A 24623-nucleotide genomic window follows, 5' to 3' on the forward strand; every position below is an offset into this window, starting at 1 on the left:
GCCCGGCCCCCGCACCCCCCCCCGCCCCCCCCCCCCCGCCCCCCCGCCCTGGCCCCCCCCCCCCGGCCCGGCCCCCTGGGCCGGGGGCCCGCCCCCTCACCCCTTCCGCCTTCTGCGTGGACGTGCGAAAGCCCCCGGGCGAGCGCTGGCTTGCGCTCGGGCCGGGGGCTTTTCGGGTGGCCGCCGTGGGCGGCCTCGTCGTCGGCTCAGACGTTGACGCCGAAGTCCTGGGCGATGCCCACGAGGCCCGAGGCGTAGCCCTGGCCGACCGCGCGGAACTTCCACTCCGCGCCGTTGCGGTACAGCTCGCCGAAGACCATCGCCGTCTCCGTCGCCGCGTCCTCCGAGAGGTCGTAGCGGGCGATCTCGGCGCCGCCGGCCTCGTTCAGGATGCGGATGTACGCGTTGCGGACCTGGCCGAAGTTCTGCGAGCGGTTCTCCGCGTCGTAGATCGAGACCGGGAAGACGATCTTGTCGATGTCGGCGGGGAGGCCGGCGAGGTTGACCTTGATCGCCTCGTCGTCGCCCGCGCCCTCGCCCGTGCGGTTGTCGCCGGTGTGGACGATCGTGCTGTCCGGGGTCTGCTTGTTGTTGAAGAACACGAAGTGGGCGTCCGAGTAGACCTTGCCCTGCGTGTTGACCGCGATCGCCGAGGCGTCGAGGTCGAAGTCCGTGCCGGTGGTGGTGCGGACGTCCCAGCCGAGGCCCACGGTGACGGCGGTCAGGCCCGGAGCCTCCTTGGTGAGCGAGACGTTGCCACCCTTGGACAGGCTTACAGCCATTGTTGGGAGTCCTTCCCTCGTTTGACAGACGTGCGTACGGGCGTACGGGCGTGCGGTGCGGGAGCCCCGTACGGGGACGAAGCTACCGTCACCCCCATGAACGCCGACGGGGGTACCAAAGGTTCCACGCGTCTTTACTTTCTTTACCCGGCGTGGCGACCCGGCGTGGCGAAAACGGGGTGACGTGGACCGGACAGCCGCGCGACCATGGTGGGCATGGCCGGTCCCTACCTCATCCGCGGCTCCGTCTCGCTCCCCGAGGCCGAGCTCATGTGGCGTTTCTCGCGGTCCGGAGGTCCGGGCGGGCAGCACGTCAACACCAGTGACTCCAGGGTCGAGCTGAGCCTCGACCTCGCCCGGACCGAGGCGCTGCCCGAGGTCTGGAAGCAGCGCGCGCTGGAGCGCCTCGCCGGCCGCCTCGTCGACGGTGTCGTCACCGTCCGTTCCTCCGAGCACCGTTCGCAGTGGCGCAACCGTGAGGCGGCGGCCGTACGCCTGACCGCTCTTCTCGCCGAGGCGACCGCGCCTCCGCCCAAGCCCCGCACCCCGACCCGTATCCCGCGCGGAATCAATGAACGCCGGCTGCGTCAGAAGAAAGCACGCGCGGACGTGAAGCGTGGCCGTACGGGACGGGACTGGGGCTGATAACCGCATAGTGGGTCTGTTTCTGACCGCCGACGGCGCGGATTGGGGGCGGATTGCGGACGGACTGGGGCTGCGGATGAACGATCGTGAATTATTGGGGGGTCGGGGAAAAGGGCCGTGTACGGCCGTTGTACCGCCCCGGGAATGAATTTCCCGCAGTGTGAAATCCCGGCGGGTATTCACGTTCGTACACGAAAAGGTCGCTGCGGAAACTAGGCCAGGTCCAGTACCCCGACCGTTTGGCCGCCGCTCGTCTCGCCGGTGGGGCGGAAGCCCAGGCCCAGGTAGAAGGGCTCGGGGCCGGTCGGGCCTGGGTGCCAGGTGACGTAGAGGGCGGTGCCGCCGCGGCGGCGGATCTCGGCGGCCACGGATTCCACGGCGAAGCGGCCGTAGCCCCTGCCCTGTTCGTCGGCCGCGATGTTCAGGCGCCACAGGCCGGAGCGCAGGTCGGTGCCGGTGTCGTCCCACGCGATGTCGAAGAAGGCCATGAGGAAACCGACGGGCCGGTCTCCGTCGAGGATCAGCCGGGGCCAGGCGGCACGCGCGTGGACGTACGCCTCGGCCAGGGACTTCATGACCGGCGAGACCGCGTGCTCCTGGTCGGGCCGCACGCGTACGGCGACGGCGGCTTCGAAGTTGTCGGGGGTGATCCGCTCCAGTCGGAGCGCGTCGTCGCTTGCCATAAAGGCAAGCTATGTCGTCACGTACCCGCTTGACCAGCGGGTTTTCCGTCAGTCAGCCGGGTCGGCCGGGTCAGCTCAGCTGGCGGTAGCGGCCCCGGAAGTACGCGAGCGGGCCCTCGTCCGCGTTCTGTGTGGTCGCCGTCAGGACGCGGCCGATCACCAGGGTGTGGTCGCCGGCCGGCACCCGCTGTTCCGTGCGGCACTCCAGGGTCGCCAGGGCGCCGCCGATCAGGGGGGCGCCGGACGCCTCGCCCCTCGTACGGGGGAGGTCCTCGAAGAGCAGGCGGTCGCTGATGCGGCCCTTCATCGCGAAGCGGCCCGCGATGTGGCGCTGGCTCTCGGAGAGGACGGAGACCGCCCACAGGGGCTGTTCGTCGAGCAGGTCGTCCATCCGGGAGCCCTCGCGCACACTGACCATGACCAGGGGCGGATCCAGGGAGACGGACAGGAAGGCGGTCGCCGTCATGCCGACGTCCTCACCGGCGGGCGCGTGCGGGTCGTCCGGGTCGAGCGGCGGCTCCTGCGCGGTCACCAGGACCACGCCCGAGGCCAGGCGGGACATCGCGGCGCGGAAGTCGTCGTGGGTCACTCCCCCAGGATGCCCGGCGGGAGGGGGCGAGGAGAGGGGAGGGGTGGTGGTGAGGGGAGGGGTGGTAGTGGCGTGCGGGACGTGCGGGACGTCTTGGACGTGCGGGGCGTGCGGGGCGGGTACTGCGGGGGAGGTCGGCACACGGAAAAACTATTTCGCCGTTGCCCGCCACCGCATCGGACCAGCGGCCGAACCCGGACCTAGGACTCCCGACCGACTCCCGACCGACTCCCGAGCGACCCCCGGCCGACAACCAATGATCGGGAACGGCCACGCCGACTTCTTCTCGGCCGTATCCTCGCTCGTAGTGTCCGCACGGATACAAAGATTGCGTTCAGTAAACGCACAAGGAGAACTCAGAAACTCCACTCAATTGCTCATCTTTGGTTGTGACTTGAGTCACAGGTGACTCTTTTTGTTGACCCTGTGTACCGAGTGGGCAGCGCACTGTGATTCAGTGGCTGGAAGGTGAGACAGGCGGAAGGGGGGCGAATGGAGACCGACCAGGAGCCGTATGTCCGTCTCGCGACCTTGCGGCAGCTGCATCAGGTCATGGCGGACATGAACACCGCGCGCAGTCTGGCGGACACCCTCCAGACCGTCGCCGATGGCGTCGTCAACGGCCTCGGGTACGAGCTGGCGTGCGTCAACCTCGTCCGTCCGGACGGCGATCTCGTCGTCGCCGCCTTCGCCGGGAACTCCGCCGCCGAGGCCCTCATCACCGGCCGGGTCGGCTCGCGCGAGTCCTGGGAGCGCCGGCTCGGCATGGGCGAGGCCTGGGGCGACCTGGTGTTCATACCGCACACCGAGGGCTGGGTCCTCGACGACGACGACGTCCCGCAGTGGTACACCGACGGCCCCGCCCCGCGCTTCGAGGACGAGTGGCACCCCTCCGACCGGCTCTTCGCGCCGATGTACACCCCGGGCGTGCCCGGCGGCTCGTGCGGCGAGCTGATAGGCGTGCTGTCCGTGGACCGGCCGCGAAACGGTCGCCGACCGGGCGCCTGGGGCAAGGAAGCGCTCCAGATGTACGCGTTCCAGGCCGCCATCGCGATCAGCAACGCGCGTCTACGCGCGAATATGCAGCGGGCACTGGTCAGACTCGAACGCGAGCAGCAGGCGCTGAGGGCCAGTGAGGAAAGCTTCCGCCAGGCCTTCGAGTACGCCCCCTCCGGCATGGCCATCGCCGAGCTGGGCGGCGACCAGCACGGGCGAATACTCCGCACCAACGACGCCCTGTGCCGCCTCCTGGGCCGCCCCGCCTCCGCGATGCGCCGCTACTCCTTCTCCGACCTCGTGCACCCCGAGGACATCGGCACCCTGCTGCGCACCTCCGCCGAGGGCGGGCGCACCGAGCTGCGGCTCTGTCGCCGTGACGGCTCGTATCTGTGGGTGTCGCTGCGCAACTCCGTCGTCGCGGACGCCACCGACGGCCCGCGTTTCCTGCTCACCCACGTCGAGGACATCGAGGAGCGCAAGCGCCGCGAGCTCCAGCTCGCCCACCGCGCCTCCCACGACTCCCTGACCGGCCTGCCCAACTCCGCCGAGCTGCGCGCCCGGCTCAGCTCGCGCCTCTGCCAGCGCCCGCAGACGGCGGCCCCCGGCCTCGTCGAGTCGGTCGACGCGGCGTACGGCCACGGCCAGCCGGACCCCTACGGCACGCACGACCAGTACTCGACGGCGCCGGCCCCGGTGCCGGACGGCGGACTCCAGCCGTACGACGTCAACGGCCACCAGTTCGACTTCCGCGCCGGTGCCGACGCGTACGGGGCGTACGACCACCATGTCCACACCGTTGCCCCCGAGGGCGAGCAGGACGACGGGACGAAGGGGCTCGCGGTCCTCTTCTGCGACCTCGACGGCTTCAAGTCGATCAACGACCGCTTCGGGCACAACTCCGGCGACGCGGTACTGATCGAGGTGGCCCGGCGGCTGAGCGGCGCCGTCCGGGACGGTGACACGGTGGCCCGGCTCGGCGGCGACGAGTTCGTGGTCCTCGCCGACGGCCTCGGCCGCGCCGACGCCCAGGACCTCGCCGTACGGCTGCGCAACGAGATCATCCAGCCCATCCGGGTCGACGGCCGCGCGATGCGGGTCGGTGCGAGCTTCGGTATCGGGTGGGCCCACTGCGGCATGACGGCCGACGAAGTCCTGAAGTCCGCCGACGAGCGGATGTACATCGAGAAACGATCTCGTCCCAGACAGCACCGCCGGGCGGGATGATCCCCTGGTCAGGGGTGTGACCCCGGTCCCCTGCGATCGGACTCACCCGTTTGGGGCAGCGAGAGCGGGTAGGCTCGCTATTCGCATCGCATGTTTCGCGGCACCTTCGCAGCACCTTCGAAGTCCCACCCTGCACCTGTTGAGGAGACCTAGGGATGACGCCCGGCAACAACGGAGCGAGCACGCCCGAGGAAGAGGACCCGTTCGGCTATCTGTACGCCGACGGGCAGGCCGCCGGCGCGCAGCCGCCGAGCAGCGGCTACGGCTACCCGAACTCGGTCGGCCGGGTGCGGGCGGTCGGCGAGCGACAGTACGGCGGCCCGCAGGCCCCGCAGCAGCAGCCGCCGGCGGCGTACGGCCAGACCGCCCCGACCGCGCAGTACGGTCAGGCGGTCCCGCAGCAGCAGGGCGTGTACGGCAGCCCGAACGCCCACTACCAGGCACCCGAGGCCTTCGGCGGCGCGCCCACCCCTCCCCAGCAGCACGCGTACAGCGGCGGCAACGGTGGGGGCCGGGGCGGGCGGGGCGGCGGCCCCAACACCAAGGGTCTGCTGATCGGTGCCATCGCGGTGGTCGCCGCGGTCGTCATCGGCATCGCCGTGGCGATGATGGGCGGCGACGGCGACAAGGAGGAGGCGGGCGGCGCGAGCGCGACCCCGTCGACCCAGCAGAGCGCCGAGCCGTCCCCCACGGCCAGCAAGTCGTCGGCGGCGACGGAGGAAGAGCTGCCGGCCATCGACGCGAAGGCCCTGCAACTCGGCGGGGGCGCCACGACAGCATCGGACGTCGAGGGCGCGAAGGCGGCCGGCGGGGTCTATGTGAGCAACTTCAACAACCAGGGCGCGTCCGTCACTTGGAACGTCAGTGACATTCCGGCGGACGGCAAGTACACGCTGTATGTCGGTTACGGCGTCCCGGGGAAGGACGCCAACGCCACGCTCACCCTCAACGGCACGGCCTCCACGAGCCCGGTCGGAATGAAGAACTACGCGAAGGCAGCAGAGGGCGACTACGCGAAGGGCTGGACGCAGACCTACAACTACGTCGAGCTCAACAAGGGCACGAACACCATCAAGATCTCGTGCGAGCAGGGAAACCAGTGCGACGCGAATATCGATCAACTCTGGTTGGTCAAGGGCTGGGTCGACCAGTAGCCGTCTGCGTGTGAACGCGCCGCACTAGGCCACCGTCGCCTCGACGGTCACCCTCACCCGGGGTAACAGTTCCTCGTACGTCCTGTGGTCGAACTCGCCCCCCGGCGGGGTCAGTGCCGTCGCCGTTGACGCGGCCACCGCTCTGGCCAGGCGTTCGGGCCAAGGGAGTTGGTCGATCAGGCCCGACAGGAGGCCTGCCACCGCTGCGTCGCCCGCGCCCGTCGGGTTGCCCCTGACGTGGGTCGGTGGGGCTGCCCGCCAGGTGCCCTCCGGGGTCGTCGCCAGCAGGCCGGCCGGGCCGAGTGAGGCCACCACCGCCCGTGCGCCGCGTCTGCGGGCGTCCCGGGTCGCCGTCAACGGGTCGTGGGAACCGGTGAGTTCGGCAAGTTCCGCGGCGTTCGGTTTGACCAGGTCGGGGCGGGCCGCGATCCCGCGACGCAATGGCTCTCCGCCGGTGTCGAGGAGCGCCGGTACGCAGGCCGCGCGTGCCGTGCGGACGAGGTCGGCGTACGCGCCCACCGGCGCCCCCGGCGGCAGGCTGCCGCACAGGGCCACCGCCGAGACGGACGGCAGGAGTTGCTCGTACGCGTCCCGGAACGCGGACCACTCGCCGGAGGTGATCTGCGGGCCCGGCTCGTCGAGTTGGGTCGCCGGAGACTGGCACCAGGGTGTCCAACACGCCTGGTATGGCGGTCGGGCGTAACTCCCTTACGTGGTACGTGATGTCCAGCGCGGTGTTCAGTGTGACCGTCAGGGTCATCCCGTCGGCCTCCCCTCTCCGGGCCCGGAAATCAGGGCAGTTGGGGCTTCACAACCCAACTCCCCTTGCGCATCACTCCCTTGAGTGCGAAGTCCGCGTCCAGCAGTACCAGGTCCGCGTCCTTGCCCGGTTCCAGGGAGCCCACCCGGTCGTACATCCCCAGCAGCCGGGCCGGGTTGGCGGACAGGGCGGCGACCACGTCCGTCACCGGGAGCCGGTCCACCGTGACCGCCCGCCGGAACGCGCGGTCCAGAGTGAGTGTCGAGCCCGCGATCGAACCCCCCTCGACCAGCCGCGCCACACCCTCGCTGACCTCGACCTCCAGCGGGCCGAGCAGATAGCGGCCGTCGCCGAAGCCGGCCGCGTCCATCGCGTCGGTGATGAACGCCACCCGGTCGGCGCCCGCGTGACGGAACGCGAGTTGGAGGGCAGCGGGGTGCAAATGCGTGCCGTCGTTGATGAGTTCGACGGTGATGCGCTCGTCCTCCAGGAGGGCGGCGATCGGGCCGGGCTCGCGGTGACCGAGGGTGGGCATCGCGTTGAAGAGGTGCGTGGCGACGGTGGCGCCCGCGTCGATGGCCCGCACCGTCTGCTCGTACGTCGCGTCCGTGTGCCCGATCGCCGCGAGGACGCCGTGTTCGACGAGCAGCCGCACGGAGTCCAGGCCGCCGGGGAGTTCGGTGGCGAGGGTGAGCATCCTGGCCTGGCCGCGCGCCGCGTCGATCAGCTTGCGTACCTCCGCCGGGTCAGGGTCGCGCAGCAGCGCCTCGGAGTGGGCGCCCTTGCGGCACGGGGAGATGAAGGGGCCCTCGAAGTGCACGCCGGCGAGGTCGCCCTGCTCGGCGAACTCGGAGAGGAGGCCGGCCTGGGCGGTGAGGGTGTCCATGTCGCCGGTGACGGTGGAGGCGACGAGGGTGGTGGTGCCGTGGGTTCGGTGGGTGTGGATGCCCTTGAGGATGTCCTCTGGGGTGCCGGAGGTGAAGGAGGCTCCGCCGCCGCCGTGGTTGTGGAGGTCCACGAAACCGGGGACCACCCAGTGGTCGCGGACATCGATCTGCTGGGCGTTTTCGTGGGGGTGTTCGGCGAATTGGGTGCCCGCGACGGTTAGTTGGGCACCTTCGATGACGCCTGTGGGGAATACCAGGCGGGCGCCGCTGAAAACCAGGTTGTGGGACGGGTGCGGCGCGGTGGGGGCTGGTCGCGCAGTTCCCCGCGCCCCTGGGTGGGCTGCTGCTGGGTCTGTTGCCAGTGCACCCGTCTCTACTGGGTCCGCTGCCCCTGGGGTCGTTGCCATCAGGGCGTTGCCTCCGTGAGGTCGGTTGTGGTGAGGAGGTCCCAGGCGAGTAGGCCTGCGCCCAGGCAGCCTGCCGTGTCTCCCAGGGCTGCGGGGGCGATGGACGGAAGCTTCTGGAAAGTGATCCGTTGCCGTACGGCTGTGCGCAGCGGTGTGAACAGCGTGTCGCTGGCTTCCGCCAGGCCGCCGCCGATGATCAGGGTGCGGGGGTCGAGCAGGGTGAGGGCGGTGACCAGGCCGTCGGCGAGGGCGTCGACGGCCTCCTGCCACACCCGGTGGGCGCGTGGGTCGCCCGAGGTGACGGCTGCGGCGCAGTCCGCCGCGTCCGCGCCGGGGTTCCCGGACGCCGCCGCCCACGCCTCGCTCACCGCCGATGCCGACGCGTACCGTTCCAGACAGCCGCGCTGGCCGCACGGGCACAGGGTCCCGCCGGGCCGTACGACGATGTGGCCGATCTCGCCCGCGAAGCCGTGCGCGCCTGCCTCCACCCGGCCGTCGACGCCGATGGCGCCCGCGATTCCGGTGCCGAGGGCGATGAAGAAGAAACGGTCTGCTCCCTGGCCGGCCCCGATGCGTCCCTCCGCGAGCCCGCCCGTCCGTACGTCGTGGCCGAGGGCGACCGGCAGGCCCAGCCGCCGGGTGAGCAGCTCGCGCAGGGGTACGTCGCGCCAGCCGAGGTTCGCCGCGTAGACGGCGATGCCCTGGTCGGCGTCGACGATGCCGGGGACGGAGACGCCGGCCGCGGCGGCGCTCTCGCCGAGGTGGGCGACGCCGTGGGCGTGGAGGTCGGCGGCGAAGTCGAGGATCGCCTCGACCACGGCCTCGGGGCCGCGCTCGCGGGCGGTCGCCCGGCGCGCCTGGTGGAGGAGCGCGCCGTCCGGCCCGATGAGGGCGGCTTTCATCGCGGTGCCGCCCACGTCGAGGGCGATGACATGTCTCACGGGAACAGTGTGGCCCGTCGACCCGGAAGAGGTCTAGTCCACTTACGTGGTGTAGACCTTATGGAGTAAGAAAATGAACGTACCAATGAACATATATGTGAATGATCGATGACGGGTCAGTGATGATCTGTGCCGATCGGTAGGGGTTTAAGGCAGTGCAACGGCGTAGGGCAGGGATGATCGCGGCGGTGTCCGCACTCGGTATGACGGCAGTGACGGCAGCGCTCGGGGGCTGCGGAGCCACCGGCTCGGGTGAGGTCACCCTGAAGCTGGTCGCCGCCGACTACGGCGACTCCGAAACCAACAGCTCCCAGAAGTACTGGGACGACCTGGTCAAGGCGTACGAGGACACGCACCCCGATGTGAAGGTCGACGTCAGCGTCTACTCCTGGAACGACGTCGACCGCAAGGTCAAGGAGCTCGTCGCCGCCGGTGACGCGCCCGACCTGGCGCAGATCGGCGCGTACGCCGACTACGCCGCCAAGGGCGACCTCTACCAGGCCGACGACATCCTCTCCATCCCGACCCAGGCCGACTTCGTCGCCCGGCTGGCCGACGCCGGAAAGGTCAACCGCACCCAGTACGGCATGCCCTTCGCCGCCTCCACCCGTCTCCTCTTCTACAACAAGAAGCTCTTCACCGCGGCCGGCCTCACCCCGCCCACCACCTGGAACGAGCTGGCCGCCGACGCCGCCGCGCTGAAGGACGAGGGCGTGAAGTACCCGTACGCCCTTCCGCTCGGCCCCGAGGAGGCACAGGCCGAGACCATGCAGTGGCTGCTCAGCGGCGGCGACGGCTACACCAGCCCCGTCGGCACCTACGGCATCGACTCCCCGCAGAACATCAGGACGTTCACCTGGCTCAAGGACGAACTCGTCGACAAGGGACTCACCGGTCCCGTCGCCCCCGGCAAGCTCAACCGGGCCGCCGCCTTCGCCGCCTTCGCACGCGGTGAGGTGGGCATGCTCAACGGCCATCCCTCGCTGATGAAGATCGCGGCGGCCAAGGGGGTCGACGTCGGCATGGTGCCGATGCCCGGTACGGGGAACTCGACGCGGGCCGCGATGGGGGTCGCGGACTGGATGATGGCCTTCAAGAAGAACGGGCACGGCAGCCAGGTCGGCGACTTCCTCGACTTCGTCTACGACGAGAAGAACGTCCTCGCCTTCTCCCGCGAGTACGACCTTCTGCCGGTCACCACCTCCGCGTCCCGGACGATGTCCACGGCCGCCCAGGACAAGGACCTCGCGCCCTTCCTGGCGGAGCTGCCGAACGCCCAGCTCTATCCGGTCGGCAAGACGTCCTGGGCGCAGGTCAGCGCGGACATCAAGCAGCGGATCGGGACGGTTTTCGCTGCGGGTGGGAGTCCGGGGCGGGTGCTCGCGGAGTTGCAGGGGGAGGCCAATAGGGCGGAGAACGCGGAGTAGGTCGGCGTAGGCCGAGTAGTAGGTTCGGCGTATGAGTGAGGGTGTGGGCGGAAAGCCGGAGCTGGAGCGGCGGGAGCGGGAGATTCTCGCGCTTGAGCGGCGGGGGTTTGCTGGGCCGGGGGCCAAGGAGCGGGCGATCCGGGAGGAGTTGGGGTTGGTGCCGGTTCGGTATTACCAGCTGCTCAATGCGTTGATTGATGACGAGCGGGCGTTGGCTTGGGATCCGGTGACGGTGAACAGGTTGCGGAGGGTGCGGGAGGGGCGGCGGGGGGAGCGGTAGCGGGGGGACGGGCCTTGTCCTCAAACGCCGGACGGGCTGAGGGTGCCGGGCCGGGGCTGAAAAGGTACTGGAGTGCCCGCTAGGGTCGGGTGCATGGATTCCCTGCCTACGCCCCTTACTCAGGCCGGTCGTGATGGGCTGGAGGCCATTCTTGGGCGGCCCCGGGGGGCCCTTGTCGTTCTTGACTTTGATGGGACCCTTGCTCCCATCGTTGCCGATCCTGAGCAGGCCCGGGCTCATCCCGAGGCTCTTTCCGCTCTCTCCGGGCTTGCCCCCGCGGTTGCCTCCGTGGCCGTTCTCACCGGGCGGCCCGCCGGGGTCGCTGTGCGGCACGGTGGATTCGCGGGGGTGTCGGGGCTTGAGCATCTAGTCGTTCTGGGGCACTACGGCACCGAGCGGTGGGACGCCGGCACCGGCGAGGTCAGTGCGCCCGACCCGCATCCCGGCGTTGCCGCCGTCCGTGCCGAACTGCCCGAATTTCTCGAGCGGTTCGGGGCCTGGAAGGGCGCCTGGATCGAGGAGAAGGGCCGGGCCGTCGCCGTGCACACGCGGCGCGCGTCGGACCCGCAGGCCGCGTTCGAGGCGCTGCGCGAGCCCCTCGCCGACCTGGCGACCCGGCATGGTCTGATCGTCGAACCCGGGCGGCTCGTGCTGGAGCTGCGCCCGCCCGGCATGGACAAGGGTGTCGCCCTCGAGGAGTACGTCCGCGAGATCGGCGCCACCTCCGTCCTCTACGCCGGTGACGACCTCGGCGACCTCCCGGCGTTCGCGGCGGTGGAGAAGCTCCGCCGGCAGGGAATCCCGGGCCTGCTGGTGTGCAGCGGCAACAGCGCCGAGGCCGTGACGGAGCTGGCGGAACGCGCCGACCTGGTCGTCGACGGCCCCGCCGGAGTCGTACGGCTGCTTCAGGCCCTTCAGCGGACCGTCCTCAGTCGCTGAGCGCGTTCAGCTGGTCCAGGAACCACTGGGCCGGGGGCAGCGCCGTCGCCGCCGCGGCCAGGTGTTTCGTGCGTTCCGCACGTTCGCCGGGCGGCATGTTGAGCGCGTCCTCCAGGGCCCGTGCCGTCTGCGTGACGTCGTACGGGTTCACCACGAGGGCGTCCTCGCCCAGTTCCTCGTACGCCCCCGCCTCCCGGGACAGCACCAGCGCGCAGCCCTCGTCGGAGACCACCGGGATCTCCTTGGCGACGAGGTTCATGCCGTCGCGGATGGGGTTGACGAGGGCCACGTCGGCGAGGCGGTAGGCGGCCAGGGAGCGGGCGAAGTCGTCCTTGACGTGGAGGAGGACCGGGGTCCAGGTGGGGGTTCCGTAGGTTGAGTTGATGTCGTTTGTCAGGCTTTGCACCTCGGCCGTGTAGTCGCGGTAGACCGCCAGGTCCTGGCGGGAGGGGTACGCGAACGCGACGTGGACGACCCGTTCGCGCCACTGGGGGCGGTCCTCCAGCAGCTGCCGGTACGCCAGCAGTCCCCGCACGATGTTCTTCGACAGTTCGGTGCGGTCCACGCGGACGATTGTTTTTCGGTCGCCGTTTCCGCCGATCTCCGTCCGCAGGGCGGCCATCCGCTCCTCGACGTCCGGCTCGTGCGCGCGCCGGCGCAGGAAGTCCGCGTCCGCGCCCAGACCGTGTACGCCGATCCGGGTGTCGCCGAGGCCGCCGACCAGGTCCGTACAGCAGGCGGTGAACGCGTCCGCCCAGCGGCGGGTGAGGAAACCGAGGCGGTCCGCGCCGAGCATCCCGCGCAGGAGCTGCTCGGAGATGTCGTACGGCAGCATCCGGAAGTACTCCGCCGGTGCCCATGGGGTGTGCGAGAAGTGGCCGATGCGCAGGTCGGGGCGCAGCTCGCGCAGCATGCCCGGGACCAGGCACAGGTGGTAGTCCTGGACCACCACCGACGCGCCCTCGGCCGCCTCCGCCGCCAGAGCCTCGGCGAACGCCCGGTTGTAGGCCTCGTACGACGCCCACTGGCGCCGGAACTCCGCGTCGAAGACCGGCTCCAGCGGGGTCTGGTACAGCATGTGGTTGACGAACCACAGCACCGAGTTGGCGATGCCGTTGTACGCGTCCGCGTGCACGTCGGCCGGGATCGCGAGCATCCGCACCCCGGGCTCGCCCGCTCCCCGCCGGACCGCCTCGCGGTCGCCGTCGCCGAGGGCCGAGCAGACCCACAGGGCGTCCGCGTCCGGCCCGATCGCCGACAGCCCGGAGACCAGCCCGCCGCCGCCACGCCGGGCGTGCAGCGAGCCGTCCTCCTGGACCTCGTAGGTGATCGGGCCGCGGTTGGACGCGACCAGCACGCGGTATCCGCCCGCCCGCTCGTCCTGTACGCCCGCCACACCCGGCACGCCTTGCACTTCCTGCTCACCCTGCGTCGAAGCCATACGCCTGAACCTAGCCCGGGCCGGAAACGCTCAAACGTACAGGCGTACGTACCGGCCGTATACAAGCCGCACGGGTGGCGTTGCGCCGGGCTACGCGACCTTCCTTCCCGCGTACTCCGCGATCTCCGCCATCGGCGGGCGTTCCTCCGTGTCCACCGAGTACGTACGCGGCTCGAAACCGTCCTCCCCGCGTTCGAACTGGGTGAGGGAAGGGCGGATGAGATGGCCCCGGGCCAGCCTGAGCTGGGCGGTGCGGTAGATCGCGGCGGCCATCCGGCCCAGGGCCTGGCCGTCCTGGTGGCGGTGTTTGCGCACTCCCACGTCGACCTGCGCGAGCGCGTCCAGACCGACCAGGTGCAGGGCGTCGATCAGCATGCCCAGCTCCACGCCGTAGCCGACGGGGAACGGGAGCTGTTCGAGGAGCGAGCGGCGGGCCGCGTACTCGCCGCCGAGCGGCTGGACGAAGCCGGCCAGCTGCGGCCAGTGCATGTTGAGCAGGGGGCGGGCCATGAGTTCGGTCACACGACCGCCCTGGCCGGCGGTCCTGCCGGAGGCGAGCGAATTCAGCTCGGTGCCGAGCGGGCGGTCGTACATCGCCTTGACGAGGTCGACACCCGGGTCCGTGAGCAGCGGGCCCACGATCCCGGAGACGAACTCCGACGAGAACTCCTTCAGGTCCGCGTCGACGAAGCAGACGATGTCCCCGCTGGTCACGAGCAGCGAGCGCCACAGCACCTCGCCCTTGCCCGGAACCGCCGGGATGCGCGGCAGGATGTCGTCGCGGTGCACGACCCGGGCGCCCGCAGCGGCGGCCACCTCGGAGGTACGGTCGGTCGATCCGGAGTCGATGACCACGATCTCGTCGACCAGCGGCGCCTTCAGCATCAGGTCCCGGCGGATGACGGCGACGATCTCGCCGACCGTCTCCTCCTCGTTGAGCGCGGGCAGGACGACACTCACCGTGGCGTTGGAGGAACGCTTCGCGGCGATCAGCTTCTTGAGCGGGCGGTCGCGGGCGGCCCAGGAGCGCGTGCTCAGCCAGCGCTCGACGTCTTCCAGCACGTGCGGCTCTCCCTTACGTTCGTGGGGGGAAGCGCGATCTTGTATCTCGCGGTTCGGACGGCTCCCACCACCATCCAAGCCTTCGGTTACAGTCTTGAACAACGCGGGTGACCATCGCATGTCCGAGGGCAGCGGCGTTCACAAGCTCACAACCTGACAACTTCATACCGCTCATCCAGAGGGGCAGAGGGATACGGCCCGATGAAGCCCCGGCAACCCTCCAGTCGGCACTCGTGATCCGCTAACGGTCAGCGAGGCTCCCGGCTCGGGAAGGTGCCAAATCCGTCTCACGGCGAAACGCGTCGTGAGAAAGATGAGGAAGGGTTTCGCCTCCATGGCTGCGCAAACTGCCGAGAGCACCACGACCGGCTCCGTCACCTCCGCCGTTCCCCCCGTCGATCTCGGCCCCGCCGCCGCGCTCTCCTGTCGCGAATGCGGCCACCGGGTCCCCCTCGGTCCCGTGTTCGCCTGCGAGGAGTGTTTCGGCCCGCTGGAGATCGCCTACGACTTCTCCTCGTACGACACCGAGGAACTCCGCAAGCGCATCGAAGCGGGACCCGCGAACATCTGGCGTTACGCGCCCCTCCTGCCCGTCCCCGCGGACGTCGCCGAGAAGCCGAACATCAACCCCGGCTGGACCAAGCTCGTCAAGGCCGACAACCTCGCCCGCGAGCTGGGTGTCGACGCCGGCAAGCTCTTCGTCAAGGACGACTCCGGCAACCCGACCCACTCCTTCAAGGACCGGGTCGTCGCCCAGGCCCTGGAGGCCGCCCGCGCCTTCGGCTTCACCACCCTCTCCTGCTCCTCCACGGGCAACCTGGCCGGTGCCGTCGGCGCCGCCGCCGCCCGCGCCGGCTTCCGCTCCTGCGTGTTCATCCCGCACGACCTGGAGCAGGGCAAGGTCGTCATGGCCGCGGTGTACGGCGGCGAGCTCGTCGGCATCGAGGGCAACTACGACGACGTGAACCGCTTCTGCTCCGAGCTGATCGGCGACCCGGCCGGCGAGGGCTGGGGCTTCGTCAACGTCAACCTGCGCCCGTACTACGCGGAGGGCAGCAAGACCCTCGCGTACGAGATCTGCGAGCAGCTCGGCTGGCGGCTGCCGGACCAGCTCGTCGTGCCCATCGCCTCCGGGTCGCAGCTCACGAAGATCGACAAGGGTCTGCAGGAGCTGATCAAGCTCGGGCTGGTCGAGGACAAGCCGTACAAGATCTTCGGTGCCCAGGCGGAGGGCTGCTCGCCGGTGTCCGTGGCCTACAAGGCCGGGCACGACGTCGTACGGCCGCAGAAGCCCAACACGATCGCCAAGTCGCTGGCGATCGGCAACCCGGCGGACGGGCCGTACGTGCTGGACATCGCGCGGCGGACCGGGGGTGCGGTGGAGGACGTGAACGACGAGCAGGTGGTCGACGCGATCCGGTTGCTCGCGCGCACGGAGGGGATCTTCGCGGAGACCGCCGGGGGTGTGACGGTGGGGGTGACGAAGAAGCTGATCGAGAGCGGGTTGTTGGATCCGACGCTCACGACTGTTGTGCTGAACACCGGGGACGGGCTGAAGACGCTGGACGCGGTTGCCGATGTCGGGCTGACCGCGACTATTCGGCCCAGCCTTGAGTCGTTCCGGGAGTCCGGGCTCGTTTAGTCGTTTGTTGTCTGCGGGCCGGTGGGGGCTGGTCGCGCAGTTCCCCGCGCCCCTTAAGGGGCGCTCCACCTGACCGGAGGTTTCATCGTGAGCGTTAGCGTCCGTATCCCTACCATCCTTCGTACCTACACCGGTGGGCAGGCCGAGGTGAGTGCCGAAGGGGGGACCCTTGGGGAGGTCATCGCCGATCTGGAGAAGAACCACACGGGGATCGCCGCCCGGGTGCTCGACGACCAGGGGAAGCTGCGTCGGTTCGTCAACGTGTACGTCAACGACGACGACGTCCGCTTCGAGCAGGGGCTGGAGACGGCGACGCCGGACGGCGCCGGTGTGTCGATCATCCCGGCTGTGGCCGGAGGCTGAGCCGCGAGGCCGTGATACCCGCCAGTAGTAACCGTCGGTAACATCGGTTACCGAGAGTTCATCGAATTGCCCCCTCCGTGAGAGAAACGGAGGGGGCAATTCTGTATGGTTGAGCGCGGTACAGTTGGGGAAGCCGCACCATCTCGCTCGCCGCACGCGTATTAATTCCTGCCGCGCACCCAACGAGAAGTAGCCAAAGTGTGCAGGCCTTTTGCGTTTTTTGTTCTCTTTGTGGGGCCCGGCTTGCCCTGAATCCGCGTGAATTCTCCGCATATTTCCTGACCTGGCGTGCCCGGATTTCTCGTCCGATTGACCTGTTGCAGAGGGCAGTTGGACAGATACATTCGGCCGCGGTCGACGCGTTCCGGCGCACACCTCCACCGGTTGGGGGGGTGAGGTCTGACCCGGATCCGCGAAGTGCGGGTCCGTGCAAGGGCCAGTAATAGGGGAGTTAGGCATGGCTCAGGGCACCGTCAAGTGGTTCAACGCGGAGAAGGGGTACGGCTTCATCGCGGTCGACGGTGGTGCGGATGTTTTCGTCCACTACAGCGCGATTCAGATGGACGGCTACCGCACCCTCGAGGAAGGTCAGCGGGTCGATTTCGAGATCTCGCAGGGCCAGAAGGGGCCGCAGGCGGACATGGTCCGTCTGGCGACCAGCTGAAGCAACGCGCCGGCGCACCGCAAGCGACGTTCTTCTTCCTTCGTTGAAGGATTCGATGGGCTCGTACCTCGTGGGACCTCACGGGGTGCGGGCCCATCGGCATGTCCACCGACCGTCGGCGCCATGCCTACCGGCGCGTAGGTACCCGCCGTTCACCTGGGGATCTTCGAGAGCCGCTTGCACTCGGCAGGGGCGAGTGCTAATCATTGGCGTTAGCACTCTGAAGGTGAGAGTGATAACGAAGGACCGGGTGGGTGAGGCCCGCAGGCCAGGTGGTGCAAGGAACCACAGGGCAGGCAGGCCGTCCGTCGCGGGCGCCAGCGCGGTCCGGAGCAATCCACCCCAGTCCGGGAGGACCACTTCACATGGCCAAGATCATCGCGTTCGACGAGGAGGCACGGCGCGGTCTCGAGCGCGGGATGAACCAGCTCGCCGACGCCGTCAAGGTCACCCTCGGCCCCAAGGGCCGGAACGTCGTCCTCGAGAAGAAGTGGGGCGCCCCCACGATCACCAACGATGGTGTTTCCATCGCCAAGGAGATCGAGCTCGAGGACCCGTACGAGAAGATCGGCGCCGAGCTGGTCAAGGAAGTCGCGAAGAAGACGGACGACGTAGCCGGTGACGGCACGACGACCGCGACCGTCCTGGCCCAGGCGCTGGTCCGCGAAGGCCTGCGCAACGTCGCCGCGGGTGCCAACCCGATGGCGCTGAAGCGCGGTATCGAGAAGGCCGTCGAGGCCGTCTCCGGTGCGCTGCTCGACCAGGCGAAGGAGGTCGAGACCAAGGAGCAGATCGCTTCGACCGCCTCCATCTCCGCCGCCGACACGCAGATCGGCGAGCTCATCGCCGAGGCGATGGACAAGGTCGGCAAGGAAGGCGTCATCACCGTCGAGGAGTCCCAGACCTTCGGTCTGGAGCTGGAGCTCACCGAGGGTATGCGCTTCGACAAGGGCTACATCTCGGCGTACTTCGCGACCGACGTGGAGCGCATGGAGGCGTCGCTCGAGGACCCCTACATCCTCATCGCCAACTCCAAGATCTCCTCGGTCAAGGACCTGCTCCCGCTCCTCGAGAAGGTCATGCAGTCGGGCAAGCCGCTGCTGATCATCGCCGAGGACGTGGAGGGCGAGGCCCTCTCGACCCTGGTCGTCAACAAGATCCGCGGGACCTTCAAGTCCGTCGCGGTCAAGGCCCCGGGCTTCGGTGACCGCCGCAAGGCGATGCTGAACGACATCGCGATCCTCACGGGTGGCGAGGTCATCTCCGAGGAGGTCGGTCTCAAGCTCGAGAACACCTCCCTGGACCTGCTGGGCCGTGCGCGCAAGGTCGTCATCACCAAGGACGAGACCACGATCGTCGACGGCGGCGGCTCCGCCGACCAGGTCGCCGGCCGGGTCAGCCAGATCCGCGCCGAGATCGAGAACTCGGACAGCGACTACGACCGCGAGAAGCTGCAGGAGCGCCTGGCGAAGCTCGCCGGCGGTGTCGCGGTCATCAAGGCCGGCGCCGCGACCGAGGTCGAGCTCAAGGAGCGCAAGCACCGCATCGAGGACGCCGTTCGCAACGCGAAGGCGGCCGTCGAGGAGGGCATCGTCGCCGGTGGTGGCGTGGCCCTGCTCCAGGCCTCCCAGGTGTTCGAGAAGCTGGAGCTCGAGGGTGACGAGGCGACCGGCGCCAACGCCGTGCGGCTCGCGCTGGAGGCCCCGATCAAGCAGATCGCCGTCAACGGTGGTCTCGAGGGTGGCGTCATCGTCGAGAAGGTGCGCAACCTTCCCGTCGGCCACGGCCTCAACGCCGCGACCGGTGAGTACGTCGACATGATCGCCGAGGGCATCATCGACCCGGCGAAGGTGACGCGCTCCGCGCTGCAGAACGCCGCGTCGATCGCCGCGCTGTTCCTCACCACCGAGGCCGTCATCGCCGACAAGCCGGAGAAGGCGTCCGCGCCGGCCGGCGGCGGCATGCCGGGCGGTGACATGGACTTCTGATCCCCCGAGGATCGGCAGTTCATCGCGTACGAGTTCGAGGGCGGCACCCTTCCTGAAGAGGGGTGCCGCCCTCGGGCGTTTGCGGGACCATTGGGGCGTGCTGTTCGGGGGATCAGGCGGGAGACGCGGCGGTCGGACCACTGGGGGACCAGGGGACTCGGGCCAGCCGGGGCCGCCCCCTGAACCGCCGCCCGACCCGTCGATGCCGGAGCGCACGCCGCTGAAGGGGCGCGGGGTGCATTCGGCGTATGTGTACGTCGGGGCCGGGCTGTTCGTGGCGTCCGTGCTGGTGGTGGGGACGATGCCCGCGCTGCTGGTGGAGGGGGGCGGGACGGGGGGTGGGGGTGACGTGTGGTCGTCAACCACCTGGACACTGCCCGTGCCCGACCCGACGTACGAGGTCCAGGAACCGAACGCCTTGCATGAGCTCCTGCGGGGCGTGGACATCGGATCGGTGTCGGCGATCGACGTCGACCGGACGCCTCCTGGGGCCGGCGAGTCGTGGGACGTAGCCGTACAGGAGTACAGGAACGGCAAAGACGTCGCCAGGCTGGTGGGGCGGACCCTGGTGAAGGCGCCGGACGGCACGGTCGTCTCGTCGCCGGACATGTGCGCCAAGTTGCTCGGCGACATCGACAGCCGCGCGAAGCTCGTGCCCGTGTCGCCCGACGACACCGTCTGTCTCCGTACCGACGAAGGGCGCGTCGCCAGTGTCGTTGTCACGGCTGTGGGGAGTGGTGGTGGGGTCGAGGCCGAGGTGACCGTGTGGAAGTGGCTCGGATCACAGTGAGTCGGGCTCGGGTGCGGAATGAGCCGGCACCCGGCGGAGTTGATGCACATGCATGCATGTGCAGTCCGTTCCCTTCCGTCCCCTTCCGAGGAGCCCCCACGTGACAGCCCCCGCCCAGACCTCCCGCGCGGCCCAGGTCCTCTCGCGCCCCCTGACGGTGAACGGCCTGACCGTGCCGAACCGGATCGTGATGGCGCCGATGACCCGTGAGTTCTCGCCCGGCGGCATCCCCGGCGAGAACGTGGCCTCGTACTACTCGCGCCGCGCGGGCGCCGGCGTCGGTCTGATCGTCACCGAGGGCACCTACGTCGGACACGACTCCGCCGGTGCCAGCGACAACGTCCCCCGGTTCCACGGCGAGGAGCAGCTCGCCGGGTGGGCGAAGGTCGCCGAGGCCGTGCACGCGGCCGGCGGGAAGATCGTGCCGCAGCTGTGGCACATCGGCATGACCAGGGAAGCCGGGCAGCCCCCGTACACCGACGCCCCGCCGGTCGGCCCCTCCGGGCTGCGGCTGGACGGCACCGCCGGTGGCGGCAAGGAGATGACGCAGGAGGACCTGGACGACGTCATCGACGCGTTCGTCGCGGCCGCGGTGGCCGCCGAGCGCATCGGCTTCGACGGGATCGAACTGCACGGCGCCCACGGCTACCTGATCGACCAGTTCCTGTGGGCGGGCACCAACCGCCGCACGGACGCGTACGGGGGTGACCCGGTCGCCCGTACGAAGTTCGCGACGGAGATCGTGGCCGCCGTACGGGAGGCCGTGTCCGCGTCCTTCCCGATCATCTTCCGGTACTCGCAGTGGAAGGGGGGCGCCTGGGACGCCCGCCTGGGCGAGACCCCCGAGGAGCTGGAGTCGATCCTGACCCCGCTCGCGGCGGCCGGCGTCGACGCCTTCCACGCCTCCACGCGCCGCTACTGGCTCCCGGAGTTCGACGGCTCGGACCTCAACCTGGCCGGCTGGACGAAGAAGCTCACCGGCAAGCCGACGATCACGGTCGGCTCGGTCGGCCTCGACGGCGACTTCATCAAGGGGTTCTCGGGCGAGGGCTCCCCGCTCAAGAGCATCGACGACCTCCTGGACCGCCTGGAGAACGAGGAGTTCGACCTCGTCGCGGTCGGCCGCGCGCTGCTCCAGGACCCGGAGTGGGCGGCGAAGGTGCTCGAGGGCCGGACGGGTGAGCTGAAGGCGTACGACGCGGCGGCGCTGGGGTCGTTGAGCTGACCTGACCGCAGCTGGGCGAGGACGAACGCCGAGCTGAGGTCAAGTTCGTCGACACGGAGCTGCCGTGACAGCACGAGGCCCCGGGCGGTAGCGCCCGGGGCCTCTCAGTGCCGATTCCGTTCCGGCGGACGCGGTCGTGCCGGTGAGTCGGACCTTCGCGTGACTCGCATCCTGCTGTCCGGCAGGTGCAGCCGAGGCTGCGCCGCCAGCAGGCCCTGTCCGTGGCCGCGCGGAGCGGGACGGCCGATCGGACCGGGAGTCTGGCCGGTCGGCCGTCGCGGTGACCCCGGAGGTGCGCATAGCGTCATCGCAACCAGACCACCGCGCTGTGAGGGGAACTTGATGGAACAGCAGGGGACGGACGGCGCCCACGCCGACAACGGCTCAGTCATGATCGGGGCGGCCACGGAGTTCGAGCCGGACGTCATGGATCTGTTCGTGGAGGCACTGCGCCGCGCGGTCAAACGCGAGTTGCCGGCCGTGGGGACGGACACCCTGCTCGGGGCCCTCGTGTCCGGGGAGACGGACGCCGGTGACGCGATCACCCCGGGGATGCGGAAGGCCGGTTCGCTCAGCGGTCTCATCGACGGCCGGGCGGGCCGCGGTTGGGTGAGTGACGACGAGGCGAGCGGTGTCGGTGAGGGTGCCGATGAGGAGGAGATCGAAGCTGCCTGGCGTGAGGCCCGGTGGCGTTACGGCCTCAGCGCGGGCGGATCGGCTCCGGACAGCGGCCCGGTGCCACCCGGGACGACCGGGGCGGCGCACTCGTGCCTCCTGCTCGCGATCAGGTCGGCCCGCGCCGAGGGGGCGATCTCTGTGCGCTGTCGGCATGTTGCCCGTGCCCTGGTGGAACTGCCGGACAGCAGGGCACGGGAGGCCATGGTGCTGGAGAGGCTGGACCTCTCCGCCGCGGCGAACGCGCTCGACGCGCTCGACGCGCTCGACGCGTTGGAGGCGGTGAACGCGTCGGATGCGTCGGATGCGGGCGCCTCGGCGCGGGCCGGAGGACCGGAATCCCGCGGCGTCACCCTTCTCCGGCGAGCCGGAACGCTGGGCAAGAGCGGTAACCGCCTGACCCGCGCCCTGACTTCGTGGACCTCCCAAAGCTCCGTGAACGGCTCACCGGTTCTGTTCGCGGTGACTGTCGAGGCCATGCGGCAGGCGGTACGGTGCGGGCGCGGCGCGGTGGAACCGCTGGATCTTCTGCTCGGGATACTGGCCCTGGACCGGGCCCTGTTCGTCGCCAGGCGCTCGCTTCCCGCGAGTCTGGCGAAGGCCAACTCCGCGCCGGAGTTGATGCGCCGGCACGGGGTACGACAGTGCTCCCTGGTCTTGGCGGCCTCGACGAACGCCTCGGCTGCCGCGGTCACTTCGGCTTCGGCGGGCCGTGCCGCAGGTGATCCCGACAGCGACTTGGTACGTCCGTCCGCCGCCGCCGACCGGGTCGTGGCCGTGGCGCGACTGTCCGCCGCCGAGCACGGTTCGCCCACGGTCGGCACGGTCCACCTGCTGGCCGCGCTGCTCGACGAGTCGGCTGCGGACACGGACGCCAACATGACAGTCGTACGACTGCTGGCCGCCGACCAGGTCGATGTGGCGGCGCTGCGGGCGGAGTTGGGGCTCAGGCTGGGCGCATGACACCCGGGATCCCAAGCTTGGGATCCCGGCCGGGTCAGTTGTCCCGAGGCTGCTTGAGGTCTTCGACAAACGCCTCCCACGCCTCCGTCCGGAACGCGAGCGTTGGCCCCCGGCGGTTCTTGGAGTCTCGTACGGGGACGTGGGTGGGGTGGCCGTCGGAGACTTCCAGGCAGTCGGCGCCGTCGCCGCCGCTGTAACTGGACTTGTACCAAGTGTGGTCAGAGCTGGATCGCTTCATGGGAGTAATCCTCTGCCACTGACTCGACCAGGGCCAGAGATTCCTGCGGGGGGAGAGCGTTGGCTCTGATCAGGTCGAAGGTCAGCTCGTGGCGGGTGACGGTCTCTCGGTCGTCCAGCAGCTGGCCCATGCCGACGCCCTCGACGTAGGCGAGCGGAGGGGCGTCCGGAAAGTACATGAGCTTGATGCCGCTCGGCAGGGAGCCGACCGCGCCCGCGCTGAACGGGAGCACCTGCATGATGATCCGGCGGTGATGTGCCAGGTCTGCCACGCGGCGGAGGACCTGTGCCATGACCGCAGGTCCGCCGACGGGGCGGCGTAGGGCGGCTTCCTCGAGAACTGCCCACAACAACGGCGTTGTTGGATCGTCGAAAAGGCGGGTGCGTTCCATACGGGTCGCTACCAGCTCGTCGATTTCCGTGTCCGATGCCGTCGGCCAGTAGGCGCGGAACAACGCCTCCGCGTACGCCGCTGTTTGCAGAAGGCCGGGAATCAGCGTTGGCGTGAACTGCCTGATCGAAGTGGCGAGCGCCTCCGCTTCCACCGCTTCCGTGAAGTGGTTCGGGAACCTGGACTTGGCGGAGGCCTCGCAGTTGCGGGCGAAGAACTCGCCGGTGTCGAGCATCTCGTCGAACTTGACGGCGTAGTTGTGGTGCATGCGGCGAGTCCCGCACTCCAGCTGGCCGATGAAGGAGCCGCTGACGAAGAGGGGCTCGCCCAACTTGGTCTGGCTCAGCCCCTTCTTCTCACGCGCATATCTCAGTTCAGCACCCAGCATGGCTCGGGGTGAGGAGAACGGGTCGAGACTCTTCGGTCCTGCCATGGCGGCAACTCCCTGTTGGACACATGGGGTTGTTGGGTCTTGGTGTCTGGCCAGGTTAGACGGGTGGCCGCCACTCTGTGTGGAGAACGCGAACACTCAGAGTGGAGAGGAACAGGCGCGATGGAGCTGCTGTCGAACGGGCGGTTGCAGTCGACCGAGGAGATCGTGGTGCGGTTGCGGGCCGCGCTCAAGGAGGTCGGGGTCGCCCTGCCGTCGCTGGGCGTCGACCCGGTGAGCGAAGCCGGCGGCGAGCCCTTCGCGCTGGTCGTTCTCGGGCGCTGCAACGTCCGTACGGCGACGCGGCTCGCCGCCGTGCTGGAGGGCTTGGCCGTGGGCGGCGACGAGGGTGCGTGAGGTGGCGTACGCCCTCGATGTGCGCGACGGGCGGATCGGGGAGGTCATGGGGCGCGAGGGCGGGTACGTGCAGCTGCGGCCCGTGGGTGGCGGGTGCGAGTGGGACTGTCCGCCGGAGGAGCTCAGGGAGGCGGCGCCGGGGGAGGTGCTGCGGGCGCGGGTGCGGCGGGTCAACCGGGAGGGGCGGCTGCCGTGAGGTGGCCTCCTCGCCCGGTCGACCCGCGTCAGTGGATCAACAGGTGCGGCCGGTGTAGAACGCGCCGTCGACCTTGCTGCTGCTGCCGAGCCAGGTGACGCCCGGGAGGACGCACTTCTCGTAGTTCGGGCCCCACACCTCGACCTCGATCACGATGTGCGAGCCGTCGCTGGTGCAGTGGTTGTAGTACGCGTCGCTGCCCGTCGCGTAGTACCCGCAGGGGTTGGCGGCGGCCGTGGCCGCGGGGGCGGCGACGGCGAGGACCAGGGCGCTGGTCAGGGGGCCGACGACGGCGAGGGCGGTGGTCAGGAAGCGGCGGACGTTCAAGGCTGTACTCCTGGCGGACGAATGACTCGGACACCCGCAGCATCGATGATCATCGGGTCGCCGATCCGCCACATTGCCTCGGACGAGGGACGGGGTTCACCCGGTCGTGTGGATCAAGGTTTGCGCGCTCGCGGGCAGGTCAGGTGTGATGCCCC

The 24623-nt window shown here is 69.6% G+C and carries 25 protein-coding genes, 1 pseudogene and 1 riboswitch; of the genes and pseudogenes, 15 read left to right on the plus strand and 11 right to left on the minus strand.

Annotated features, from left to right (window positions below; all coding sequences use genetic code 11):
- Positions 1-206 precede the first annotated feature (206 nt).
- On the minus strand, positions 207-782 hold the full coding sequence (locus ABZ855_RS13150; RefSeq protein ID WP_360805572.1) for a TerD family protein: 576 nt from the start codon (positions 780-782) through the stop codon (positions 207-209).
- Positions 783-989: 207 nt separating this feature from the next.
- Between ABZ855_RS13150 and arfB the strand changes: the two genes are divergently transcribed.
- Positions 990-1427 (plus strand): alternative ribosome rescue aminoacyl-tRNA hydrolase ArfB, encoded by a 438-nt coding sequence (gene arfB / locus ABZ855_RS13155; protein WP_319208665.1) that lies wholly within the window; start codon positions 990-992, stop codon positions 1425-1427.
- A gap of 212 nt (positions 1428-1639) precedes the next feature.
- Here arfB and ABZ855_RS13160 read toward each other — a convergent pair whose 3' ends face one another.
- Both ABZ855_RS13160 and ABZ855_RS13165 read right to left on the minus strand, forming a co-directional pair.
- Positions 1640-2110 (minus strand): GNAT family N-acetyltransferase, encoded by a 471-nt coding sequence (locus ABZ855_RS13160; RefSeq protein WP_360805576.1) that lies wholly within the window; start codon positions 2108-2110, stop codon positions 1640-1642.
- Positions 2111-2180: 70 nt separating this feature from the next.
- Positions 2181-2699 (minus strand): flavin reductase family protein, encoded by a 519-nt coding sequence (locus ABZ855_RS13165; RefSeq protein WP_360805579.1) that lies wholly within the window; start codon positions 2697-2699, stop codon positions 2181-2183.
- 492 nt (positions 2700-3191) lie between these two features.
- Between ABZ855_RS13165 and cdgB the strand changes: the two genes are divergently transcribed.
- Together cdgB and ABZ855_RS13175 are read left to right on the plus strand one after the other, a co-directional pair.
- Entirely contained in the window at positions 3192-4922 is a 1731-nt protein-coding gene (gene cdgB / locus ABZ855_RS13170) for a diguanylate cyclase CdgB (protein WP_360805582.1), read from the plus strand.
- Positions 4923-5077: 155 nt separating this feature from the next.
- Positions 5078-6076: a CBM35 domain-containing protein gene (locus ABZ855_RS13175; protein WP_360805585.1), complete on the plus strand. Its 999-nt coding sequence runs from the start codon at positions 5078-5080 to the stop codon at positions 6074-6076.
- Between the two features lie 24 nt (positions 6077-6100).
- Here ABZ855_RS13175 and ABZ855_RS13180 read toward each other — a convergent pair.
- The 3 genes and pseudogenes from ABZ855_RS13180 to ABZ855_RS13190 all read right to left on the minus strand — a co-directional run bounded on the left by ABZ855_RS13180 (position 6101) and on the right by ABZ855_RS13190 (position 9071).
- A pseudogene (locus ABZ855_RS13180) lies at positions 6101-6836 on the minus strand (PfkB family carbohydrate kinase).
- Positions 6837-6867: 31 nt separating this feature from the next.
- Positions 6868-8001 (minus strand): N-acetylglucosamine-6-phosphate deacetylase, encoded by a 1134-nt coding sequence (gene nagA / locus ABZ855_RS13185; RefSeq protein ID WP_360806258.1) that lies wholly within the window; start codon positions 7999-8001, stop codon positions 6868-6870.
- A gap of 128 nt (positions 8002-8129) precedes the next feature.
- Entirely contained in the window at positions 8130-9071 is a 942-nt protein-coding gene (locus ABZ855_RS13190; RefSeq protein ID WP_360805588.1) for an ROK family protein, read from the minus strand.
- Positions 9072-9247: 176 nt separating this feature from the next.
- Between ABZ855_RS13190 and ABZ855_RS13195 the strand changes: the two genes are divergently transcribed.
- From ABZ855_RS13195 to otsB, 3 genes are all read left to right on the plus strand, one after another.
- Positions 9248-10498: an extracellular solute-binding protein gene (locus ABZ855_RS13195; RefSeq protein WP_360806261.1), complete on the plus strand. Its 1251-nt coding sequence runs from the start codon at positions 9248-9250 to the stop codon at positions 10496-10498.
- A gap of 31 nt (positions 10499-10529) precedes the next feature.
- A complete protein-coding gene (locus ABZ855_RS13200) occupies positions 10530-10778 on the plus strand; it encodes a DUF3263 domain-containing protein (protein WP_360805591.1) in 249 nt (82 codons plus the stop codon).
- Between the two features lie 93 nt (positions 10779-10871).
- Positions 10872-11717, plus strand: coding sequence for a trehalose-phosphatase (gene otsB / locus ABZ855_RS13205; RefSeq protein ID WP_360805594.1), 846 nt, complete (start codon positions 10872-10874; stop codon positions 11715-11717).
- On the opposite strand, the gene ABZ855_RS13210 is transcribed toward otsB, so the two are convergent.
- On the minus strand, positions 11707-13074 hold the full coding sequence (locus ABZ855_RS13210; RefSeq protein ID WP_360806264.1) for a trehalose-6-phosphate synthase: 1368 nt from the start codon (positions 13072-13074) through the stop codon (positions 11707-11709). The genes otsB and ABZ855_RS13210 overlap by 11 nt on opposite strands.
- Before the next feature lie 174 nt (positions 13075-13248).
- Positions 13249-14220, minus strand: a complete 972-nt coding sequence (locus ABZ855_RS13215) for a glucosyl-3-phosphoglycerate synthase (protein WP_360805597.1) — start codon at positions 14218-14220, stop codon at positions 13249-13251.
- A 168-nt stretch (positions 14221-14388) separates the two neighbouring features.
- Positions 14389-14540: riboswitch (SAM riboswitch) on the plus strand.
- Between the two features lie 14 nt (positions 14541-14554).
- Between ABZ855_RS13215 and thrC the strand changes: the two genes are divergently transcribed.
- From thrC to ABZ855_RS13250, 7 genes are all read left to right on the plus strand, one after another.
- A complete protein-coding gene (gene thrC, locus ABZ855_RS13220; RefSeq protein ID WP_360805600.1) occupies positions 14555-15862 on the plus strand; it encodes a threonine synthase in 1308 nt (435 codons plus the stop codon).
- A gap of 87 nt (positions 15863-15949) precedes the next feature.
- A complete protein-coding gene (locus tag ABZ855_RS13225; protein ID WP_175433254.1) occupies positions 15950-16225 on the plus strand; it encodes a MoaD/ThiS family protein in 276 nt (91 codons plus the stop codon).
- Positions 16226-16682: 457 nt separating this feature from the next.
- Entirely contained in the window at positions 16683-16889 is a 207-nt protein-coding gene (locus ABZ855_RS13230) for a cold-shock protein (RefSeq protein ID WP_019057200.1), read from the plus strand.
- Between the two features lie 365 nt (positions 16890-17254).
- The gene (gene groL, locus ABZ855_RS13235; RefSeq protein WP_360805605.1) at positions 17255-18877 is read left to right on the plus strand and encodes a chaperonin GroEL; all 1623 of its coding nucleotides are present in this window, start codon (positions 17255-17257) and stop codon (positions 18875-18877) included.
- Between the two features lie 202 nt (positions 18878-19079).
- Positions 19080-19667 carry a hypothetical protein gene (locus tag ABZ855_RS13240; RefSeq protein ID WP_360805608.1) on the plus strand — a complete coding sequence of 196 codons (588 nt, stop codon included), beginning with the start codon at positions 19080-19082 and terminating at the stop codon, positions 19665-19667.
- A gap of 100 nt (positions 19668-19767) precedes the next feature.
- On the plus strand, positions 19768-20892 hold the full coding sequence (locus ABZ855_RS13245; protein WP_360805611.1) for an NADH:flavin oxidoreductase: 1125 nt from the start codon (positions 19768-19770) through the stop codon (positions 20890-20892).
- A 342-nt stretch (positions 20893-21234) separates the two neighbouring features.
- Positions 21235-22530 carry a hypothetical protein gene (locus tag ABZ855_RS13250; protein ID WP_360805614.1) on the plus strand — a complete coding sequence of 432 codons (1296 nt, stop codon included), beginning with the start codon at positions 21235-21237 and terminating at the stop codon, positions 22528-22530.
- Positions 22531-22564: 34 nt separating this feature from the next.
- Here ABZ855_RS13250 and ABZ855_RS13255 read toward each other — a convergent pair whose 3' ends face one another.
- Positions 22565-22768 (minus strand): DUF397 domain-containing protein, encoded by a 204-nt coding sequence (locus tag ABZ855_RS13255; RefSeq protein ID WP_360805617.1) that lies wholly within the window; start codon positions 22766-22768, stop codon positions 22565-22567.
- Complete coding sequence (locus ABZ855_RS13260) at positions 22749-23591, minus strand: helix-turn-helix transcriptional regulator (protein WP_360805620.1); 843 nt, start codon at positions 23589-23591, stop codon at positions 22749-22751. The genes ABZ855_RS13255 and ABZ855_RS13260 overlap by 20 nt, the downstream gene beginning before the upstream one ends.
- A gap of 120 nt (positions 23592-23711) precedes the next feature.
- Here ABZ855_RS13260 and ABZ855_RS13265 point away from each other — a divergent pair, with 120 nt between their 5' ends.
- Together ABZ855_RS13265 and ABZ855_RS13270 are read left to right on the plus strand one after the other, a co-directional pair.
- Positions 23712-23945 (plus strand): hypothetical protein, encoded by a 234-nt coding sequence (locus ABZ855_RS13265; protein ID WP_360805623.1) that lies wholly within the window; start codon positions 23712-23714, stop codon positions 23943-23945.
- A gap of 1 nt (position 23946) precedes the next feature.
- Positions 23947-24141, plus strand: a complete 195-nt coding sequence (locus ABZ855_RS13270) for a hypothetical protein (RefSeq protein ID WP_360806298.1) — start codon at positions 23947-23949, stop codon at positions 24139-24141.
- 36 nt (positions 24142-24177) lie between these two features.
- Here ABZ855_RS13270 and ABZ855_RS13275 read toward each other — a convergent pair whose 3' ends face one another.
- On the minus strand, positions 24178-24468 hold the full coding sequence (locus ABZ855_RS13275; protein ID WP_360805626.1) for a DUF6355 family natural product biosynthesis protein: 291 nt from the start codon (positions 24466-24468) through the stop codon (positions 24178-24180).
- Positions 24469-24623: the final 155 nt, after the last annotated feature.

Origin of the sequence: Streptomyces sp. NPDC047042 (assembly GCF_040644035.1) — a bacterium.
Lineage (GTDB): Bacteria > Actinomycetota > Actinomycetes > Streptomycetales > Streptomycetaceae > Streptomyces.

What these genes read in the sequence shown, in the direction of transcription:
- ABZ855_RS13150 (WP_360805572.1), bottom strand. Translation starts at nt 782, where the DNA reads ATGGCTGTAAGCCTGTCCAAGGGTGGCAACGTCTCGCTCACCAAGGAG.
- arfB (WP_319208665.1), top strand. Translation starts at nt 990, where the DNA reads ATGGTGGGCATGGCCGGTCCCTACCTCATCCGCGGCTCCGTCTCGCTC.
- ABZ855_RS13160 (WP_360805576.1), bottom strand. Translation starts at nt 2,110, where the DNA reads ATGGCAAGCGACGACGCGCTCCGACTGGAGCGGATCACCCCCGACAAC.
- cdgB (WP_360805582.1), top strand. Translation starts at nt 3,192, where the DNA reads ATGGAGACCGACCAGGAGCCGTATGTCCGTCTCGCGACCTTGCGGCAG.
- ABZ855_RS13175 (WP_360805585.1), top strand. Translation starts at nt 5,078, where the DNA reads ATGACGCCCGGCAACAACGGAGCGAGCACGCCCGAGGAAGAGGACCCG.
- ABZ855_RS13195 (WP_360806261.1), top strand. Translation starts at nt 9,248, where the DNA reads ATGATCGCGGCGGTGTCCGCACTCGGTATGACGGCAGTGACGGCAGCG.
- ABZ855_RS13200 (WP_360805591.1), top strand. Translation starts at nt 10,530, where the DNA reads ATGAGTGAGGGTGTGGGCGGAAAGCCGGAGCTGGAGCGGCGGGAGCGG.
- otsB (WP_360805594.1), top strand. Translation starts at nt 10,872, where the DNA reads ATGGATTCCCTGCCTACGCCCCTTACTCAGGCCGGTCGTGATGGGCTG.
- thrC (WP_360805600.1), top strand. Translation starts at nt 14,555, where the DNA reads ATGGCTGCGCAAACTGCCGAGAGCACCACGACCGGCTCCGTCACCTCC.
- ABZ855_RS13230 (WP_019057200.1), top strand. Translation starts at nt 16,683, where the DNA reads ATGGCTCAGGGCACCGTCAAGTGGTTCAACGCGGAGAAGGGGTACGGC.
- groL (WP_360805605.1), top strand. Translation starts at nt 17,255, where the DNA reads ATGGCCAAGATCATCGCGTTCGACGAGGAGGCACGGCGCGGTCTCGAG.
- ABZ855_RS13240 (WP_360805608.1), top strand. Translation starts at nt 19,080, where the DNA reads ATGCCGGAGCGCACGCCGCTGAAGGGGCGCGGGGTGCATTCGGCGTAT.
- ABZ855_RS13250 (WP_360805614.1), top strand. Translation starts at nt 21,235, where the DNA reads ATGGAACAGCAGGGGACGGACGGCGCCCACGCCGACAACGGCTCAGTC.
- ABZ855_RS13255 (WP_360805617.1), bottom strand. Translation starts at nt 22,768, where the DNA reads ATGAAGCGATCCAGCTCTGACCACACTTGGTACAAGTCCAGTTACAGC.
- ABZ855_RS13260 (WP_360805620.1), bottom strand. Translation starts at nt 23,591, where the DNA reads ATGGCAGGACCGAAGAGTCTCGACCCGTTCTCCTCACCCCGAGCCATG.
- ABZ855_RS13265 (WP_360805623.1), top strand. Translation starts at nt 23,712, where the DNA reads ATGGAGCTGCTGTCGAACGGGCGGTTGCAGTCGACCGAGGAGATCGTG.